The organism is Curvibacter cyanobacteriorum, assembly GCF_028649475.1.
In the GTDB taxonomy this organism is placed as follows: Bacteria; Pseudomonadota; Gammaproteobacteria; order Burkholderiales; family Burkholderiaceae_C; genus Curvibacter; species Curvibacter cyanobacteriorum.
Window position 1 is genome coordinate 677,962 of the sequence record NZ_JAQSIP010000001.1, and the last position, 16,797, is coordinate 694,758.

The 16,797-nt window shown below is 67.6% G+C and carries 14 protein-coding genes; 5 read left to right on the plus strand and 9 right to left on the minus strand.

The window, feature by feature from the left end; genetic code table 11:
- Positions 1-85 precede the first annotated feature (85 nt).
- The gene (locus PSQ40_RS02895; RefSeq protein WP_273948634.1) at positions 86-2,092 is read left to right on the plus strand and encodes a methyl-accepting chemotaxis protein; all 2,007 of its coding nucleotides are present in this window, start codon (positions 86-88) and stop codon (positions 2,090-2,092) included.
- Between the two features lie 330 nt (positions 2,093-2,422).
- Here the strand turns inward: PSQ40_RS02895 and PSQ40_RS02900 are convergent, their stop codons facing one another.
- Both PSQ40_RS02900 and PSQ40_RS02905 read right to left on the minus strand, forming a co-directional pair.
- Positions 2,423-3,127 (minus strand): glutathione S-transferase N-terminal domain-containing protein, encoded by a 705-nt coding sequence (locus tag PSQ40_RS02900; protein ID WP_273948637.1) that lies wholly within the window; start codon positions 3,125-3,127, stop codon positions 2,423-2,425.
- 190 nt (positions 3,128-3,317) lie between these two features.
- A complete protein-coding gene (locus tag PSQ40_RS02905; RefSeq protein ID WP_273948639.1) occupies positions 3,318-4,376 on the minus strand; it encodes a site-specific integrase in 1,059 nt (352 codons plus the stop codon).
- A 148-nt stretch (positions 4,377-4,524) separates the two neighbouring features.
- On the opposite strand from PSQ40_RS02905, the gene PSQ40_RS02910 reads away from it, so the two are divergent.
- The 4 genes from PSQ40_RS02910 to PSQ40_RS02925 all read left to right on the plus strand — a co-directional run bounded on the left by PSQ40_RS02910 (position 4,525) and on the right by PSQ40_RS02925 (position 9,766).
- Complete coding sequence (locus PSQ40_RS02910) at positions 4,525-5,622, plus strand: DNA-binding protein (RefSeq protein ID WP_273948640.1); 1,098 nt, start codon at positions 4,525-4,527, stop codon at positions 5,620-5,622.
- Positions 5,623-6,122: 500 nt separating this feature from the next.
- Positions 6,123-7,067, plus strand: coding sequence for an AEC family transporter (locus PSQ40_RS02915; protein WP_273948642.1), 945 nt, complete (start codon positions 6,123-6,125; stop codon positions 7,065-7,067).
- Between the two features lie 135 nt (positions 7,068-7,202).
- On the plus strand, positions 7,203-8,879 hold the full coding sequence (locus tag PSQ40_RS02920) for an alpha-keto acid decarboxylase family protein (RefSeq protein WP_273948644.1): 1,677 nt from the start codon (positions 7,203-7,205) through the stop codon (positions 8,877-8,879).
- A gap of 161 nt (positions 8,880-9,040) precedes the next feature.
- Positions 9,041-9,766, plus strand: a complete 726-nt coding sequence (locus tag PSQ40_RS02925; RefSeq protein ID WP_409338543.1) for an NADPH-dependent F420 reductase — start codon at positions 9,041-9,043, stop codon at positions 9,764-9,766.
- 125 nt (positions 9,767-9,891) lie between these two features.
- Here the strand turns inward: PSQ40_RS02925 and dinG are convergent, their stop codons facing one another.
- The 7 genes from dinG to mltG all read right to left on the minus strand — a co-directional run bounded on the left by dinG (position 9,892) and on the right by mltG (position 16,783).
- Positions 9,892-12,045, minus strand: coding sequence for an ATP-dependent DNA helicase DinG (dinG, locus tag PSQ40_RS02930; RefSeq protein ID WP_273948649.1), 2,154 nt, complete (start codon positions 12,043-12,045; stop codon positions 9,892-9,894).
- Entirely contained in the window at positions 12,042-12,722 is a 681-nt protein-coding gene (locus tag PSQ40_RS02935; protein WP_273948651.1) for an ankyrin repeat domain-containing protein, read from the minus strand. The genes dinG and PSQ40_RS02935 overlap by 4 nt, the downstream gene beginning before the upstream one ends.
- Positions 12,719-13,540, minus strand: coding sequence for a TatD family hydrolase (locus PSQ40_RS02940; protein WP_273948652.1), 822 nt, complete (start codon positions 13,538-13,540; stop codon positions 12,719-12,721). Before PSQ40_RS02940 ends, PSQ40_RS02935 begins: the two co-directional genes overlap by 4 nt.
- Before the next feature lie 180 nt (positions 13,541-13,720).
- Positions 13,721-14,077 carry a PilZ domain-containing protein gene (locus PSQ40_RS02945; RefSeq protein ID WP_273948654.1) on the minus strand — a complete coding sequence of 119 codons (357 nt, stop codon included), beginning with the start codon at positions 14,075-14,077 and terminating at the stop codon, positions 13,721-13,723.
- Complete coding sequence (locus PSQ40_RS02950) at positions 14,074-15,120, minus strand: DNA polymerase III subunit delta' (RefSeq protein WP_273948657.1); 1,047 nt, start codon at positions 15,118-15,120, stop codon at positions 14,074-14,076. The genes PSQ40_RS02945 and PSQ40_RS02950 overlap by 4 nt, the downstream gene beginning before the upstream one ends.
- Entirely contained in the window at positions 15,117-15,803 is a 687-nt protein-coding gene (gene tmk, locus PSQ40_RS02955) for a dTMP kinase (RefSeq protein ID WP_273948658.1), read from the minus strand. Before tmk ends, PSQ40_RS02950 begins: the two co-directional genes overlap by 4 nt.
- On the minus strand, positions 15,800-16,783 hold the full coding sequence (mltG, locus tag PSQ40_RS02960; RefSeq protein ID WP_337961815.1) for an endolytic transglycosylase MltG: 984 nt from the start codon (positions 16,781-16,783) through the stop codon (positions 15,800-15,802). The genes tmk and mltG overlap by 4 nt, the downstream gene beginning before the upstream one ends.
- Positions 16,784-16,797 lie beyond the last annotated feature (14 nt).

The following is a 16,797-nucleotide window of genomic DNA, read 5'->3' on the forward strand; positions in this document are numbered from 1 at the left end:
AACCCCCGCAGCCCCTGAAAGCCCAGGCCGCATCGCCTGAGCCCCTCAGGCCTGTGCTGCCCTCCGCCCGTTGGAAAGAGTCAAGATGAGCGAGATCCGCGCCCGGTGGCGTGACATGAGCTTGGGCACCAAGCTCTCCCTGAGCAATTTCCTGTTGGTGTTGACCGTGCTGACCCTGCTGATCAGCGCGATCTCGTGGTCGGTCGCCGAGAGCATCGAGGCCCGCGCCACCGCCGAGGTGCAGGACAAGACCCAATTGCTGGCCCATCTGGTCAAGGCCACCGACGACGACCTGCGTTTGCGCACCTCGGAGTTGGGGCTGGCCTTCAACCGGCGCCTGGACGGGCAGGTCAGCCTCAACGGTGAAACCCAGACCCTGGCGGGCCGAGCGGTCCCGGTGATGCTGTGGAACGGCAAGCCGGTGAACCTGGACAACAGCGTGGTCGATGAGTTTTCGCTGCTGACCAAGAGCTCGACCACCGTTTTTGTGCGCGCTGGGGATGACTTTGTGCGCATCAGCACCTCGCTCAAGAACGAGCAAGGCCAGCGCGTCACGGGGACCACCCTGGACCGCCAGCACCCGGCCTACCCGATGGCCTTGCAGGGCCAGCCCTTTGTGGGTCTGGTGTCGCTGTTTGGCCGTCAGTACATGACACGCTACGACCCCTTGAAGAACGCCCAGGGCCAGGTGATCGGCCTGAGTCTGGTGGCGCAGGAGTTCACGGGCTACCTGAGCATCCTCAAGAAGACCATCCGCGACCTGAAGATCGGTGACACGGGTTACTTCTACGTGCTCGACGCCCAGCCGGGGCCCAATTATGGGCAGTTGGTGATTCACCCGGTCAAGGAGGGGCAGAGCATGATCGCGGCCAAGGACGCGAATGGCCGCGAGTTCATCCGCGAGATCCTCGAACGCAAGAACGGTGAGCTGCGCTACCCCTGGATCAACGAGGAGCGCGGCGAGACGCGCCCGCGCGACAAGGTGATTGCCTTCACCCATTTCAAGGAGTGGAACTGGGTGATCGCGGGCGGCACCTACGCCGACGAATACTCCGCCCTGGTGGTGCACATGCGCAACCTGTATGCGGGTCTGGGCCTGCTGATGGTGTTGGTGATCTCGGTGCTGGGCTGGCTGGTGTTCCGCCGCCTGGTGGTGGTGCCGCTGGCCGATGTGGGTCAGGCCGCCGACCAGATCGCCCAGGGTGACCTGACGGTGGCCCTGAAGGTGGCTGGGCGCGACGAGGTGGGCCAGTTGCAGGCGTCGGTGAACCGCATTGGCCAAGGCCTGGCGGGGGTGGTGCGCTCGGTGCGCGAGAACTCGCAGAACGTGGCCACGGCCAGCGCCGAGATCGCCCTGGGCAACCAGGACCTCAGCGGTCGCACCGAGAGCCAGGCCAGTGCGCTGGAGCAGACCGCGGCCTCGATGGAAGAGCTGGGCAGCACCGTGCGCCAGAACGCCGAGCATGCACGGGAGGCCAGCCAGCTGGCCTTGACCGCCAGCAGCGTGGCTGCGCGCGGTGGGCAGGTGGTCAGCGAGGTGGTGGACACCATGCAGGGCATCAACGACAGCTCGCGCCGCATCGCCGACATCATCGGGGTGATCGACGGCATTGCCTTCCAGACCAACATCCTGGCCTTGAATGCCGCGGTGGAAGCCGCCCGCGCCGGCGAACAAGGTCGCGGCTTTGCCGTGGTGGCCAGTGAAGTGCGCTCGCTGGCCCGCCGCAGCGCTGAGGCTGCCAGAGAGATCAAGACCCTGATCAACGACAGCGTCGAACGGGTTGAAAAGGGCGGGGCGCTGGTGCACCAGGCAGGTCACACCATGCAGGAGGTGGTGGATTCGATCCAGCGTGTGAGCGCCATGGTCAATGAGATCAGCACCGCCAGCACCGAGCAAAGTGCTGGCGTGGCCCAGGTCGGCGAGGCGGTGACGCAGATGGACTATGTCACCCAGCAGAACGCGGCCCTGGTGGAGGAGATGGCGGCCGCGGCAGGCAGCCTGCGCGTGCAGGCCGACGACCTGGTGCGCGCGGTGGCCTTGTTCAAGGTCGGCGGCGAGCGCGCAGTCCCCTTGGCCCTGGGCACGTCCTGAGGCCCCAAGAAGCCCCTGAGAAGCTTCTCAGAGGTCGCTTAGAAAGCCCTGAGAACCGCTGCCTCAAACCTTGAGGCGTCGTTGTTTCGCCTGGCCAAACCGCTTGCGGTGTCCGCGGCTTCGCCCCCCATTTCATCCGCCAGTCGTCCTTTGGCGGGATCGGGTGAGCGATCCCAAGGGGCCTCAGGTCTGCACGCTGGTGCTGGTGCTGGTGCTGCTGGGGCTGGTCGCTGGGCGGCCGACCAAGTACGTCTTTGGCGCGTTTGGGGGGGCGGCTCGAGGTCGGGCGCGTGGGGGGGCTTCAGTCGGGGCGCAAGGCCCCGGGTCGGATCAGGGGCGCGCCGGGATGTTGAGGCCGCGTTGCACCGCCGGACGCGCCACAAAGGCGGCCAGCACGCGGGCGACTTCAGGGAAGTCGGCCTGGCCCACCAGGTCTCCCGCTTCATAGAAGCCGAACAGGTTGCGCACCCAGGGCCAGATCGCGATGTCGGCCACCGTGTAGAGGTCGCCCATGATCCAGGCTCGGCCTTGCACCCGCTGTTCCAGCACGCCCAGCAAGCGCCGGGATTCGGCCACGTAGCGGTCGCGCGGGCGCTTGTCCTCGTAGTCCTTGCCAGCGAACTTGTGGAAGAAGCCCAGCTGCCCAAACATCGGGCCCACGCCCCCCATCTGGAACATCAGCCACTGCAGGGTTTCGTAGCGCTGAGCCGGGTCGGTGGGCAGGAACTGGCTGCTTTTCTCGGCCAGGTACCAGAGGATGGCGCCCGACTCAAACAAGGCCAGCGGCTGACCCCCGGGCCCTTGCGGGTCCAGGATGGCCGGGATCTTGTTGTTCGGGTTCAAGGACAAGAACGCCGGGCTCAGCTGGTCATTGCTCTGAAAGTTGACCAGATGGGCCTCGTACGGCCAACCCAGCTCCTCGAGCAGGATCGACACCTTGACCCCATTGGGGGTTGGCAGCGAATACAGCTGCAGGCGCTCGGGGTGCTGGGCAGGCCATTTGCGGGTGATTTCAAAGTTGCTGAGGTCGGTCATGGGGTCAATGCCATCAGGCGGGAGTGGTGGGAAGGCGCGCGGGGCGTTGGCACGACTATACGCAGACAGGCCCAGGTCTGCAGGCGAGCGCATGGCGGGCCGGGCGGTGGTGCCAGCGGGTGGGCTTGGCGGGGCGGCTTTCTTTTGGGGTGGCAGTCTGGCCCGATCCAAGCGCGGCGTGGGGTTTGGTTCAGCCCTGCTTGGGTTCGAGGTCTGCGTCCATGAGGTTGGCTGCCGCCCGGGCCTGCTCGGTCTGGGTGCGCATGTAGCCCATCACCGTGGCGACACTGCGGTGGCTGGTCATGGCCATGGTCTGGGCCAGCGGGATGCCTTGCGCGCCGGCTTCGGTCACAAAGCCGGAGCGCAAGGAATGGGCTGAGAACTGGCCGTCCAAACCGGCGAGCTGACAGCGCTTTTTGACGATGTCTCGCACGGCGGCCGCCGACAAGCCGTCGCCCAGGCGCCCCCCTTTGAGGACTCGCCTGAAGATCGGGCCGCTGGTGATGCCCGCCGCGCTGAGCCAGGCCGTCAATGCGCGTGCGGCCTCGCCCTGGATCGGTTTGTCGTTCTCGGGGCGGTCCTGGCCCGACTGGTTGGACTTGGAAAAGGCCAGCTGGTAGGTGTAGGCCTCTTCGCCCACGCGTTTCAGGTGCCTCATGTCGGCGCTGCTGACTTCGGCGCGCCGGCGGCCACCACTGGCCCAGGCGAACAGCAGCAGGGCCCGGTCGCGCCGCCCTTGCAGGCTGTCGTCGCAGCTGGCGAGCAGGGCGCTCAGGGGGGCTTTGGTCAGCGCGTCCTTCTTCACGGGCAATTGGCCGCGTTTGGCGTAGGCGCGCCGGGTCTGGCTCAGCAGGTGGCGCACCAAGGGGTCTTCACAGGGGTTGCTCACGCCCGCCATCTGGTGGCTTTTGGACAGCACGGCGATGCGGTGGATCAACCAGTTCAGCGACATCGGGCCGGGTTTGGCCTTGACGCCGGCCGCCACCAGCGCGGCATCGACGCTGGCGGGCAGCTCATGGCTGAGTCCTTGCTCGGTGGCTCGCTGGGCGTGGTCGACGATGAACTGCATGACCACCGGCGGCGACCAGGGCAGGGCGGCTGCCCCGCCGTAGCGCAAGGCGTACCAGGCTGCCCAGTAGCGCAACGCCCCCTGGTAGCTGCGCTGGGTGTTGGCCGACTCGCCTTCTTGCAGCAACTCGCGCACCGCCTGCTGGCTGTCGGGGCTCAAAGCGGGTGTGAGGTGACCCATTTCGCCCGGGGGAGGCGAAATCACTTGGAGAGGGGCTCTTTTCAGCATTGAATGTATTTAATATTACATGTACGATAGCACACCATATTTATATCGAAGATAAGTCACGATAAACATCACTTATCGTGGGCAGTTTAGGATGGAAGCCATGAATCTGCAAAACGAGCGTCGAAAAGGCATCCAGGCGGCGGATGTGGAGCGGGCTGCCGACCAGTTGCTGGCAGCAGGCGAGCGGCCGACGATCGAAAAAGTGCGGGCCCAGCTCGGGCGCGGGTCACCGAACACGATCGCCCCGATGCTGGACCTTTGGTTCAGTGGCCTGGGGCGCCGGGTGCGGGGCCTGGCGGGCGCAGAAGGGTGGGGCGACCAACTGCCTGCCAGCCTGCTGGCCAGCGCCGAAGCTTTGTGGCGACAGGCGCAGGAGGCGGCATCCGAGGCGGCCCAGCAAACCCTGGCCCCACTGAAGGACGCCCTGGCGGCTCAGTCGCAACGCCTGGAAGAGCGCTCGCAGGCCCTGGTGCAGCAAGAGGCGCTGTGGCGGGAGCGCCAGGCCGGCCTGGAGCGCAGCCTGCAAGCGGCCGAACAACAGGCTGCCGCCTTGCAAGGCCAGTTGGCCCTGGTGCAGCAGGAGGCGCACGCCAAGGCCCACAAGATCGAGCAGCTAGAAGCCAGCCTGCGACAGGCCCAGGAACGCCGCGAACAGGCCGAAGCCCAGCACGACCGTGAACTCAAGCAACTGGCCGATGACCGCCGCAAGGCCGAAGAGCGTTACGACAGCGCCGCCGTCCGCGCGGCACTTGAAATCGACCGAGCCCGCCAGGAGGTCAAGGCAGAGCGAGCGGGCCGACTCGCCGCAGAAAAAGATGGCAAGGCCTTTGAGAGCCAACTGCAGGCGCTGCAGCAGCAAGCCCAGACCGAGCGAACGCAATGGGAGGCGGTTCAGGCCAACGCGCAGCTGAGTTGGCAACGCGAACGGCTGGCGGCCCAGGAACAGGCGCAACTGCTGCAAAGCCAGTGGCTGGCCCGCGAGGCGGCTTGGTTGGGTGAGATCAAGGCCCTGAAAGCCCAAGTCGCCGAACGGTCCGTGGCACAAGCGCCGGTGGCCAGCCAGTCCGGCAACCAGGCCGCCAGGCGCCCAGCGGCTGCGACCAGTCCCCCTCAGTCGACGGCACCGGCCCCGCGCCGGGCCCCCAAGCGTTCAGCTGCGCGGCCTTCAGGCGCCTGGCGTTTGCGGCGCCAGCCTTGATCGGTAGCACGGTCCCACGATGAGGCTGCGCACTTCCCATCGGCTTGATCCATGCCAGTCCATGGGGCCAGCGGTCGTGCGGAGTCCGAGGGGTTCCGTGCAGAGCAGGCCGATGCCCATGCCAGCCTGGTGTGGCTCGTGATGAGCTTGAGCAGACCGTGTACGCTGCGTTGACGACCGCGGTCACCATGGCGATGAGGCTCGGCGTCCGAGCTGCCCATGGCGGCGGGCCACGCCAAGCTGTCGAGGGGGTGTTCTGAGGTGCTTTCAGAGTCAATGAAACTACTTTATACAATGTATATTATGTTAAATCATAGAACGACTTCAACCCAGGCAAAGTGCCCCGATCACCACGCAGTTCGTCAATGTCCCTCAGCGCGCCCACAGTGCGTCCATCGGCGGCTGGGGACTGGATTCATTTGAACACTTCTCTTGCGTCCCGAGCGCAGATGTAGGCAATGGCCCCCCCTAGCATGGCTTCATCGAAAAAGGATGTCGCCATGCTCTCCACCTTGTTATCGGCCATCGCGCCCGCGGTCGTCACCCTGGGCATTGGCTTCATGGCCGCTCGGGAAAAGACCTTCTCGCCGTCGGACGCGTCGGTGCTCAACCGGCTCGTCATGCGCTATGCGCTGCCGCTGTCCTTGTTCGTGGGCACGGTGCGCACCTCCCGCGCCGAGCTGGCCAGCGATGGGATGCTGCTGGCCTTGATCATCGGCGTGATGTGCCTGGGCTACCTGCTGGTGTTTGGCGTGGCCCACTGGGTGTTTCGGCGCCCGGCCCAGGTCAGCGCACTGCAGGCCTTGTCGATCGCGGGCCCTGCGGTGCCGTTCATTGGCATTTCGGTGCTGGGCAGCCTGTATGGCAACCAAAGCACCTTGTTGATTGCCGCGGCATCCCTGGCGATGAACCTGTTTCAGGTGCCCCTGTGCATCTACCTGCTCAGTGCGTCCGCTGCGCCGGACGCGACCAGCGCAGGCGCCGGGCCCGGTGGCCTGCAAAAAGTCCTGGACACCCTCCAGACACCGGTGGTCTGGATGCCCCTGCTGGGCCTGGTCATCACCTTGCTGGGGGTGCACATCCCCGAGTCGGCCGACAAAGCCCTGGCCATGCTGGGCAGCACCACGGGCGGCGTGGCGCTGTTTGCCTCGGGGGCCATCCTGTTTGCCCAGCGGGTTCAGTTCAATCCCGCGGTGTGGGCGTCGGTGATCGGCAAGAACCTGGTCTTGCCAGGCATTGCCTTGCTGCTGGCCTGGGCCCTGGGCCTGCCGCTGACTCAGATGGGGCAGATCGCCGTGACGCTGTCGATTCCCTCCGCCTCGGTGGTCATCATGCTCGCCGTGCAGCACCAGGTCGGCGAGCAGGAATCGGCCTCGGTGCTGTTCCTGAGCACCGTCCTGTCGGTCTTCAGCATGAGCCTGTTCATCGCCTTGCTGGCCCCCTGAGGCGCCCTGCCGTCGCCTGCGCCCTCCTCCCCTACACGGTCCCACCCCAGTCGGTGCGGGGCCTCTGTGTCTGCGATCGCTGCCGTATCGCGGGCATGGCTCATCCCCACGGCACGCTATTCATCAGGAAGCCCCATGCCTACAAGTCCTCCCACCCTGGCGGTATATGTCATTCAGCGCCTGGCCGACCTCGGCCTCGACAAGGTGTTCGGCGTCCCGGGCGACTATTCCTTTCCCATCGACGATGCCGTGGAGACCGTGCCTGGGGTCGACTGGGTCGTCAGCGCCAATGAGCTCAACGCCGCGTACGCGGCGGACGGTTACGCCCGCCTCAAGGGCGCGGCGATCCTCACCGTGACCTACGGCGTGGGCGAACTCAGCGCCCTCAACGGCGTCATGGGGGCCAAGGCCCACCGGTTGCCGGTGTTTGTGGTGGTGGGCGAGCCCAGCACACGCATCCAGCGCTCCGGACTGGTGACCCACCACACGCTGGGCGACGGCGTGTACGGCAACTTCTTTGCCCTGAGCTCGGCCGCGGCTGGGGCCAGCGCGCAGTTGACACCCCAGAACGCAGTGCAGGAGGTCGAACGCGTCATCAGCGAGGCCTTGCGCCTGAGCATGCCGGGCTACTTCCTGATCCCCGAAGACCTGGCCGGCCTGCCGATCATCGGCGAGCCCGTGAAGGGGCGGCCGCTGTCCGAACTGACCGCGGTGCGCAGCGATCCGCAAGAACTGAAAGCCGCCCTCGCGGCCTTGGGCCAGGTGCTGGCCCCTGCGACCCGGGTGGTGGCGCTGCCCACCTTCCTGGTAGCGCGCTATGGCGCGGTGCCCGAATTGGAGGCCTTTCTGGCCCAGACTGGGGTCTCTTTTGCCACGCTGCCGATGGACAAAGGCATCTTGGACGAAAGCCACCCGGCCTACCTGGGCATGTACAACGGCCGGGCTTCGACCCCGGGCGTCCAGGCCTGGGTCGAGGAAGCGGATGTGGTGCTCGACCTGGGCGGCGTCATCCTCGAGGACCTCAACAGCGCGAGCTGGAGCAGCGACCTCAGCCGCACCCGCCATGTGGTGATCGGGCCGGATTTCGTCAAAGTGGGCGCCAAGGTCTTTGTGCAGACCGCGTTGCGCGATGTGCTGGCGGGACTGGCCAGCGTCTGCCCGGTGTTCGAGGGGGCCCCGACGCGCCCACGCCCTGCCCTGCTGCCCGCCAGTGGCGCGCCGACCGATGCCATCCTCAACCAGTCCTTCTACCCCCGCTTGCAAGCCATGCTGCGCCCCCGCGACCTGCTGGTGTGCGAAACCGGGGGCTGCAATGTGCACCTGCCCGGCATGCTGCTGCCCGAGGGGGTGGGCTATGCCGCCGACACGCTGTGGGGTGCCATTGGCTGGGGCACGCCCGCCGTGCTGGGCCTGGCCCTGGGCGATGCGAGTCGCCGGGTCGTGCTGGTCACGGGCGACGGGGCCCACCAGATCTCGGCCAACGAGCTCGGGGTGATGGGGCGCTATGGCGTCAAGCCAGTCATCTTTGTGCTCAACAACGGGGTCTATGGGATCGAGATCGTGCTCAGCGAGACCGGCCACGGTTATGACGACCTGGCCCCGTGGCGCTACGCCGAGCTGCCCTACGCCATGGGTTGCGACCGCTGGCTCAGCAAGGTGGTGCGCACCGTTGATGAGCTGGACCAGGCCATCGCCCAGTTGCAGACCTGGGACGGTGCGGCCTACATCGAGGTGGTGATTCCGGCCTCCGAGAGCGTACCCCAGCCCCATGCCGTCGAAGACAACACCTACAAGCTCGACACCCCGAGCTGAGGCCCCAAGCCCCTCTGTGGGGCCGGTGGGGGGCCAACGCCCCCCCGCCAGCCTCGTGCTTCCCGCCGCGGTGGTGAGGGGCTCTTTGGCCTGCTGCCACCGGCAGCCAGGCCCCGTTTCGGCCGCGACACCCGTTCGCCGGCCCCCTTGTTCTCAGGAGCATCAGTATGAAAATCGGAATTTTGGGCGCGGGCCATGTCGGCTCGGTCATCGCCCGTCGGGCCACTGAGGCGGGCCACGAGGTGGTGCTGAGCTTTGCACGCGACCCCGCTGACCTGGTCGCCTTGGCGGTTCAGCTGGGCCCTCGGGCGCAGGCCGGCACCGTGGCCGAGGCCGCTCAGGCCGATTTTTTGGTGATGTCGGTGCCCTGGGCCGCCATCCCGGCGGTGTTGGCCCAGGCCGGGCCTCTGGCGGGCAAGGTGCTGATCGACACCAGCAACCCGGATGCCAGCAACCCGCTGCATGTCGAGGGTCTGCTCACGCTGCCGAAAGGGGTCACCAGTGGCAGCTTCAATGCAGCGCGCCTGCCGGGGGTGACCCTGATCAAAGCCTTCAACACCCTCACGGCGGGCTTTCAGGCAGAGGCCCAGCAGCACCCGGGCCAGACCGCGATGTTCTTCTGTGGCGGCGATGCCCACAGCAAAGCCCTGGCCGCGCAGCTGATCGTTGCCCAGGGCTTTGCGCCCGTCGACCTGGGCAGCCTGGCCGAGGGCGTCCTCATGGACGCGCCCAAGCGCGAGGGCGCCGTGTACGGCGAGGCTTTCACACCCGACAACGCGCGCCAGATCGCGGCCCTGGCGGCCACCAACCTGCCGGCCGCCATGCGCCTGGCCAGCGAGACACGCGAGGTCTTCACCGACCCGACCGCCACCCGGCCGTCACGCTGAGCCCTTCCAACCCTGGGGCGCGGCCATGCTGGCCCAGCGGCACCGGTCCAACGCGTTGGGGACGATGGGCTGGCGGGTGCCTTGCCCCGCTTGGCGCCGGCGTCATGAGGACCCGCGGCTGTCGTTCAGAGGTCGAACACCTGCCCTTGCGGGTTGCGCCGCTGGCGTTTGAAAGGCGGCAAACCGGCCAGCAAGCGCTGGCCGAAGCTGGTCTGGATCAGGCGCCGGTCATAGCAGTAGACATGGGCCTGATCGGTCTCGCTGCGGATGGCCCGCCCCACCCATTGCGCCAGGCGGATGCTGACCGCAGGCACCACCAGTTCCATGAAGGGATCGCGCCCCTTGGAGCGCAGCCATTGCGAGCGCGCCGAACTCACGGGGTCGGACGGCGGTGCAAAGGGCAGCTTGCAGATGAACACGCTCTCGCACAGGGCGCCGGGCAGGTCCAGCCCTTCGCCAAAGGACTGCATGCCAAAGATGATCGAGGCCTCGCCGCGCTCCACCCGGTCGCGGTGGCGTTGCAGCAAGGTCTGGCGCGGCAGGTCGTTCTGCACCACCACGCGGTGCCGCAGGGCGCCGCTGAGGCTGTCCACCGCGACCCGCATCTGGTCGCGCGAGGTGAACAGCACCAAGGCCCCGGCCTCCACCTGGGCCAGGTCTTTCATCAGCTCCTGGCACATGGCGTGGTTGAAATCGGCAGCCCGTTTGGGGTCAGCCTGGGTTTCCACCGCCACCAGGTGGCCTTGCCGGGCAAAGTCAAACGGGCTGCTGACCACCCGGGTGCTGACGTTGTCCAGGCCCCGCAAGCCTGTTTCGTTGAGGAAGAAGTCGAAGTTGCCGCAACTGGTCAGCGTGGCCGAGGTGATGACCACCGCCCTCGCCTTGCCCCACAGCTTGTGGCGCAGCGCGCTGGCGGGCTGGATCGGGCTGGCCGAGGCCGTGATCGACATGAACTCGCCGTACTGGCCAAAGGTGAACCAGCGCGCGGCGGGCACCTCGGTCTCCAGCAGCATCAACGCGGCCCAGGCCTGCACGGCCTCCAGTTTGGGGGCCAGCACGCCCAACTGCACATAGTGGGTGGACAGTTCACGCGAATCCTCGGGGCGCTCCTTCATCTGTGTGCGCAGGGCGTTCGAGATGTTCTGCAGGTGCTTCAACAGGGCGGCCGACAGGGTCAGCACCTCGCTCACCGGCTGGCTCAGGGGCGCGGGCAGCGGGCCGATCGGCAGCAGCTCGACGGGCTCCTCGGTCAGGCCGTGGGGGCGGTACAAGGCCAGGGCTTGCTGGGCCGCTTCTTGCAGGTGCTGTCGCAGCGCACTGCCCTGCCCGCCCAGCTCGGCGGCGCAGTCCAGGTCCAGCATCTCGGCGGTCTTGCGCGCCCGCAGCGCCAATTGCTCCACCCAGCGCAGGCGCGTCAGGTCGGTGCTTTCTTGAAAGTGGTTCAGCGCCACCGACGGCAAGTGATGGCCTTCGTCGAGCACCAGCAGGCAGTCGGACAGGTCGGGCAAGGTGTTGCCATGGATGGTGGCCAGCAGCAGGTCGTGGTTGGCCACGATGACCTGCGACGCGGCCAGGGCCTTGCGTTGGTCAAAGTAGGTGCAGTCCTGGTAGTCGGGGCAGTGCTTGGCGGTGCAGCTGCTGGCCTCGGCCGCCACCGGCCGCCACATCTCGGGCGTGGGGGGCACGGCCAGGGTGTCGCGGTCGCCGTTCCAGCGGTGCTCTTTGAGCTCGGTGGCCATCTGGCGGTAGAACAGCAACTGGTACTCGGTCGGGCCTTTGCCCGAGGCCGCCCCGCCCTGCCCGCCTGCGCTGGCCGCGCCGCTGGTGGGCATCTCGTCGGCGAACAGGTCAGGCTCGGCCTCGCCGTTGACCCAGCGCTGCAGCTTGTATTTGCACACATAGCGCCCGCGCCCCTTGGCCAGGGCGTGGGTGAAAGGCTCGGGCATCAAGGTGCTGAGCAAGGGCAGGTCTTTGTGCACCAACTGCTCTTGCAGCGCCACCGTGGCGGTCGAGATGATGACGCGCGTCTTGCGCGCCAGGGCCGCCGCGATGGCGGGCGCCGCGTAGGCGATGGACTTGCCCACGCCGGTGCCGGCTTCGATGACGGCGAAGGCGCGCTCGGGCTCGTCCTCGCATTTGCCCAGGGTCGGGGTGCTGAAGGTCTGCGCCACCAGCTCGGCCATGTGGCGCTGACCCTCACGGGCCCGAAAGCCCACCGGGCTGTTCACCACATGGTCAAATGCCGCCAGGGCCCGGGTTTCGATGTCCTGAGGGCTCACCAGGTGCCCTTGGGTTGGTTCTTGCGCAGCGCAGCGGCAATGGCGTCGACGTTGGCGGTGCGCCCCACGCGCTGGGCGAAGTCGATCGCGGTCAGGCCTTGCTGGTTGCGCAGCGTGGCGTCGGCGCCCTCTTCGAGCAGCAGGCGCAGCACATCGGTGGTGCCGTACATGGCGGCCATCATCAGCGGGGTGCTGCCGTTGGGGGATTCGGCGTCGATGTAGGCCGCGTTCTCCAGCAGCAAGCGGGCCATCTCGAGCTGTTGGGGGGAGGTGCCCGAGCAGGCGTAGTGCAGCGGGGTCCAGCCCGTCTTGTTGACGTCGGCGCCGCCGTCGATCAGCCACTTGGCCAGGCGCAGGTCGCCCTTGATGGCGGCCAGCATCAGCAGGCTTTCGCCACGCGAGTTGCGCAGCTCGGCCTTGATGTCCGGCGACGCCAGCAAGGCCTCCATGGCGCGGTAAGACTCCATATTGAAGGCCAGCATCAGCGCGGGTTGGCCGGTTTCATCGACGGTGTTGGGGTCGAAGCCCCGGGCCAACAGGGTCTTGATGGTGCGCGCGTCGTCGCGGCGCACCGCGACAAAGAAGTCCTCGAATGAGCCGGCCTGGGCCAGGCCCCCCAGCAACAGGCCGCAGGCCGCCAGGCCCGCGCCCAAGCAAGTACGGCGTGAAATCGTCATGAAGCGCTCCCGGTGGGGGTGTCCGCCGCCACGACACCGCGGAACAGGCGCTCAAAGTTGGCGCTGGTGTGTTCGGCAATGGCCTCCACGGGCAAGCCTTTGAGGCTGGCCAACTGGGCGGCCACATGGGGCACGTAGGACGGGTTGTTGGTTTTGCCGCGGTAAGGCACCGGGGCCAGGTAGGGGCTGTCGGTTTCAATCAGGATGCGGTCCAGTGGCACCAGGGTGGCCACTTCGCGCAGATCGGCCGCGGTCTTGAAGGTCAGGATGCCCGAAAACGAGATGTAGAAGCCCAGATCGAGGGCCGCGCGCGCCACCTCGCGGGTTTCGGTGAAGCAATGGAACACGCCCCCGGCCGACCCGGGGCTGCCGTCTTCGCCAGCCTCGCGCAGCAGGGCCAGGGTGTCGTCGGACGCGCTGCGGGTGTGGATCACCAGCGGTTTGCCAGTCTGGCGGGCCGCCTGGATGTGGGTGCGGAAGCGATCGCGCTGCCAGGCCATGTCGGCGATGCTGCGTTCGCCCAGGCGGTAGTAGTCAAGGCCGGTCTCGCCAATGCCCACCACGCGCGGGCGGGCCGCCCCTTGCAGCAGGTCGTCGAGGCTGGGTTCACGCACGCCCTCGTTGTCGGGGTGCACGCCGACCGTGCACCAGAAGTTGTCGTAGGTCTGGGCCAGCGCGTGCACATCGTCGAACTCTTCGAGCGTGGTGCAGATGCACAGGGCGCGGTCCACCTGGGCGGCGGCCATGGCCTCACGGATCGCGGGCAACTGGGCTTGCAACTCAGGGAAGGTCAGGTGGCAGTGGGAATCAACAAACATGGCAATGGCGAGTGGCTGGGGCGGCGGGGCTGCAGCCGGTCAAACTGAAAAGCCCGCGGCGCGGGCTGAAAAAGGCAACACCTGGGGGGACCCGCTGACTTGGTGACCCACCGGGGTGGGCTGGGCACCGATGCCGCGACCAACCGTTCAAAGGGGCTGTTGGGGCACGGGTCTGGCGGGTCAAATGGTCTGGGTGGGACGCTCAGACCCCAGGTGGCTGCCGAGGATTTCTTCGATCTTGATCTTCAACAAGCGGGATTTTTCGTCCCGCGGAAACTGGATGCCCACCCCCTGGGTGCGGTTGCCGGCGGCCTTGGGCGGCGTGACCCAGGCCACACGGCCCGCAATCGGGTAACGCTGAGGGTCTTCGGGCAGGGACAACAGCACATAGACATCGTCGCCCAGCCGGTAGTCCCGCGTGGTCGGGATGAACATGCCCCCCTCGCTGAACAAGGGGATGTAAGCGGCGTACAGCGCCGCCTTCTCCTTGATGGCGAGCTGAACAACACTGGGGCGCGGGGTACTGGTACTGCTCATGGTGCGGACTCTGGACGGGAGTTTAGGGTGATTTGCGCTTCGCTCACAAGCGCTTCCAGCATCAAACCCGCGTTGTAGGGGTGATCTGCCGTGCGGGCGGCCTGCGCCAGGCTGTTGGCCCAGCGGCTCAGGGCCTGTGGCGCCGGCGCCGCAGGCAGGTCGGCGGGGGCAAAGTAACGCGTGGCCCCACCGGCGGCGCGGGCCAGCAGGTCATGGCAGAGCTTCTGCAGGCTCTGGATCACCCGTGTCGCGGGCCAATTGGCCAGCACCCCGGGGTCGCCGCGCAGCAGCGCCTTGGGCAGGCGCGACCACAGTTCCGGCGTCAGGCCGTCCGCGGCCAGCATCAGCGCGTCTTCAGGGCGCCCACCGGCCGCCCGCAACAGGCTTTCGGCCACCGCGGCCGGCAGGCCTTGGCCCGCCAGCCAGGGGATGGCCACGGCCGGTTCGGGCCAACTCAGCGCGTGGGTCAGGCAGCGGCTGCGGATGGTGGGCAGCAGCTGGTGGGCGGCCTCGCTGGCCAGCACGAAGCGCACATCACCGGGCGGCTCCTCAAGGGTCTTGAGCAAGGCATTGGCCGTGATGTGGTTCATGTCCTCGGCTGGGTAGACCAGCACCGCCTTGCCACGGCCCCGCGAGGCGGTGCGCTGGGCAAACTCGACCGCATCGCGCATGGCCTCGACCCGGATCTCGCGGCTGGCCTTGCGCTTTTTGTCGTCGATGTCCGACTGCGCCTTCTCGGACAGCGGCCAGCCCAGCGCCATCAAGGCGGTCTCGGGCATCAGCACCATCAGGTCGGGGTGGGTGCGCACGGCGATGGCATGGCAGCTGGCGCAATGGCCGCAGGCGCCGTGGGGTGTCGGCTCGTCACACAGCCAGGCCTCGACCAGGGCCAGCGCCAGAGGGTACTGCCCCAGCCCCGAGGGGCCTTGCAGCAGCCAGGCGTGGCCGCGCTGGCCGAGCAGCGACACCAGCTGGGACTGCAGCCAGGGGGCCAGTGGCGCACGCGCGGCGACGGCGCTGTCGGGGCTGTCGCTGCGGCTCAACGCGGGCCTCCGTTGGCCGCCACCATGATGGCCAGCCAGCCGCGGCGGACCAGCACCCGGGTGATCTGCTGCCACACCTGGTGGCGCGACTGGTCGGCGTCGATGCGGGCAAAACGCTGCGGCGCCTCGGCGGCGCGCTGGGCATAGCCCGCGGCCACCTGGCGGAAAAACGCGACCGGCTGGGACTCGAAGCGGTCGGGCACGCGGGCGTCGGCCAGGCGGCTGGCCGCCACTTCGGGGTCGAGGTCAAACCACACTGTCAGGTCGGGTTGGCGCAGGCTGGGCTGGCCCGTGGGCGAACTGCGGCCCTGCACCATCTGCTCGAGCGCGGCCAGCGTGGCGAGGTCAAAACCGCGGCCGGCGCCTTGGTAGGCGAAGGTCGCGTCGGTGAAACGGTCGCACAGCACCACCTCGCCGCGGGCCAGGGCGGGCTCGATCACCTGCAGCAGGTGGTCGCGCCGGGCGGCGAAGATCAGCAGGGCCTCGGTCAAGGGGTCCATGGCGTCGTTGAGCACCAGGGTGCGCAGCTTCTCGGCCAGTGGCGTGCCCCCGGGTTCGCGCGTCAGGGTGACGACCCGGCCCTGGTCGCGGAAGGCCGCGGCCATGCTTTCGATGTGCGTGGTCTTGCCCGCACCGTCAATGCCTTCAAAACTGATGAACAAACCGGAGGGGGTGGAACTCATGGGCGTCGCTGGTATTGGTTGACCGCTCGATTGTGCTCGTCCAGCGTGCGACTGAACTGGCTGCTGCCGTCGCCGCGTGCGACAAAGTACAGCGCAGGGGTGTTGGCGGGTTGCACCGCGGCCAGCAGGGCGGCCCGGCCGGGCATGGCGATCGGGGTGGGCGGCAGGCCGGGGCGGGTGTAGGTGTTCCAGGGGGTGTCGGTCAGCAGGTCGCGCTTGCGCAGGTTGCCGTCAAAGCGCTCGCCCAGGCCGTAGATGACGGTGGGGTCGGTCTGCAACAACATGCCGCTGCGCAAACGGTTGATGAACACGCTGGCGATCAAGGGGCGGTCGCTGCCGCGGCCGGTTTCTTTTTCAATGATGCTGGCCAGGGTCAGCACCTCCTCGGGCGACTTGAGCGGCAGCTGATCGGCACGCGCGTCCCAGGCCGCGGCCAGCTTTTTGTCCATGGCCCGCAGGGCCCGGCGCAGCACGGCCACGTCGGAGCTGCCCTTGGAGTAGGTGTAGGTGTCAGGAAAAAAGCGCCCCTCTGGCGGCACCCCGGGGCGCTCCAGCAGGCGCATGATCGACTCGTCGCTCAGGTCACGCGTGTCGCCGCGCAGTTGGTCGGCACGGGCCAGCGCCGCACGCACCTGGCGCCAGTTCCAGCCTTCGACCAGGGTCACGGCGCGCAGCGCTTCTTCGCCGCGCACCAGCTTGTTCAGCAGGCTGCGGGGGGTGAGGCTGGCATCCAGCTCGTAGCTGCCGGCCTTGATGCCGCGGGCCTGGCCCGAAAAGCGGAACCACGCATACAAGAAGTACGGGTTGACGTCGACGCCCGCATCCTGCACGTCCTGGGCCAGGGCGCGCGGCGAGGTGCCAGGCTCGATGGACAGGTCCAGTGTGGGCGCCGACAGGCGCAAAGGCGCGTCCAGCCACCAAAACACAGCACCGCCCAGGGCCGCGGCCGCCAAGATCAACACCACCAGCAAAGCACGCACAGCCCTGTCACCTT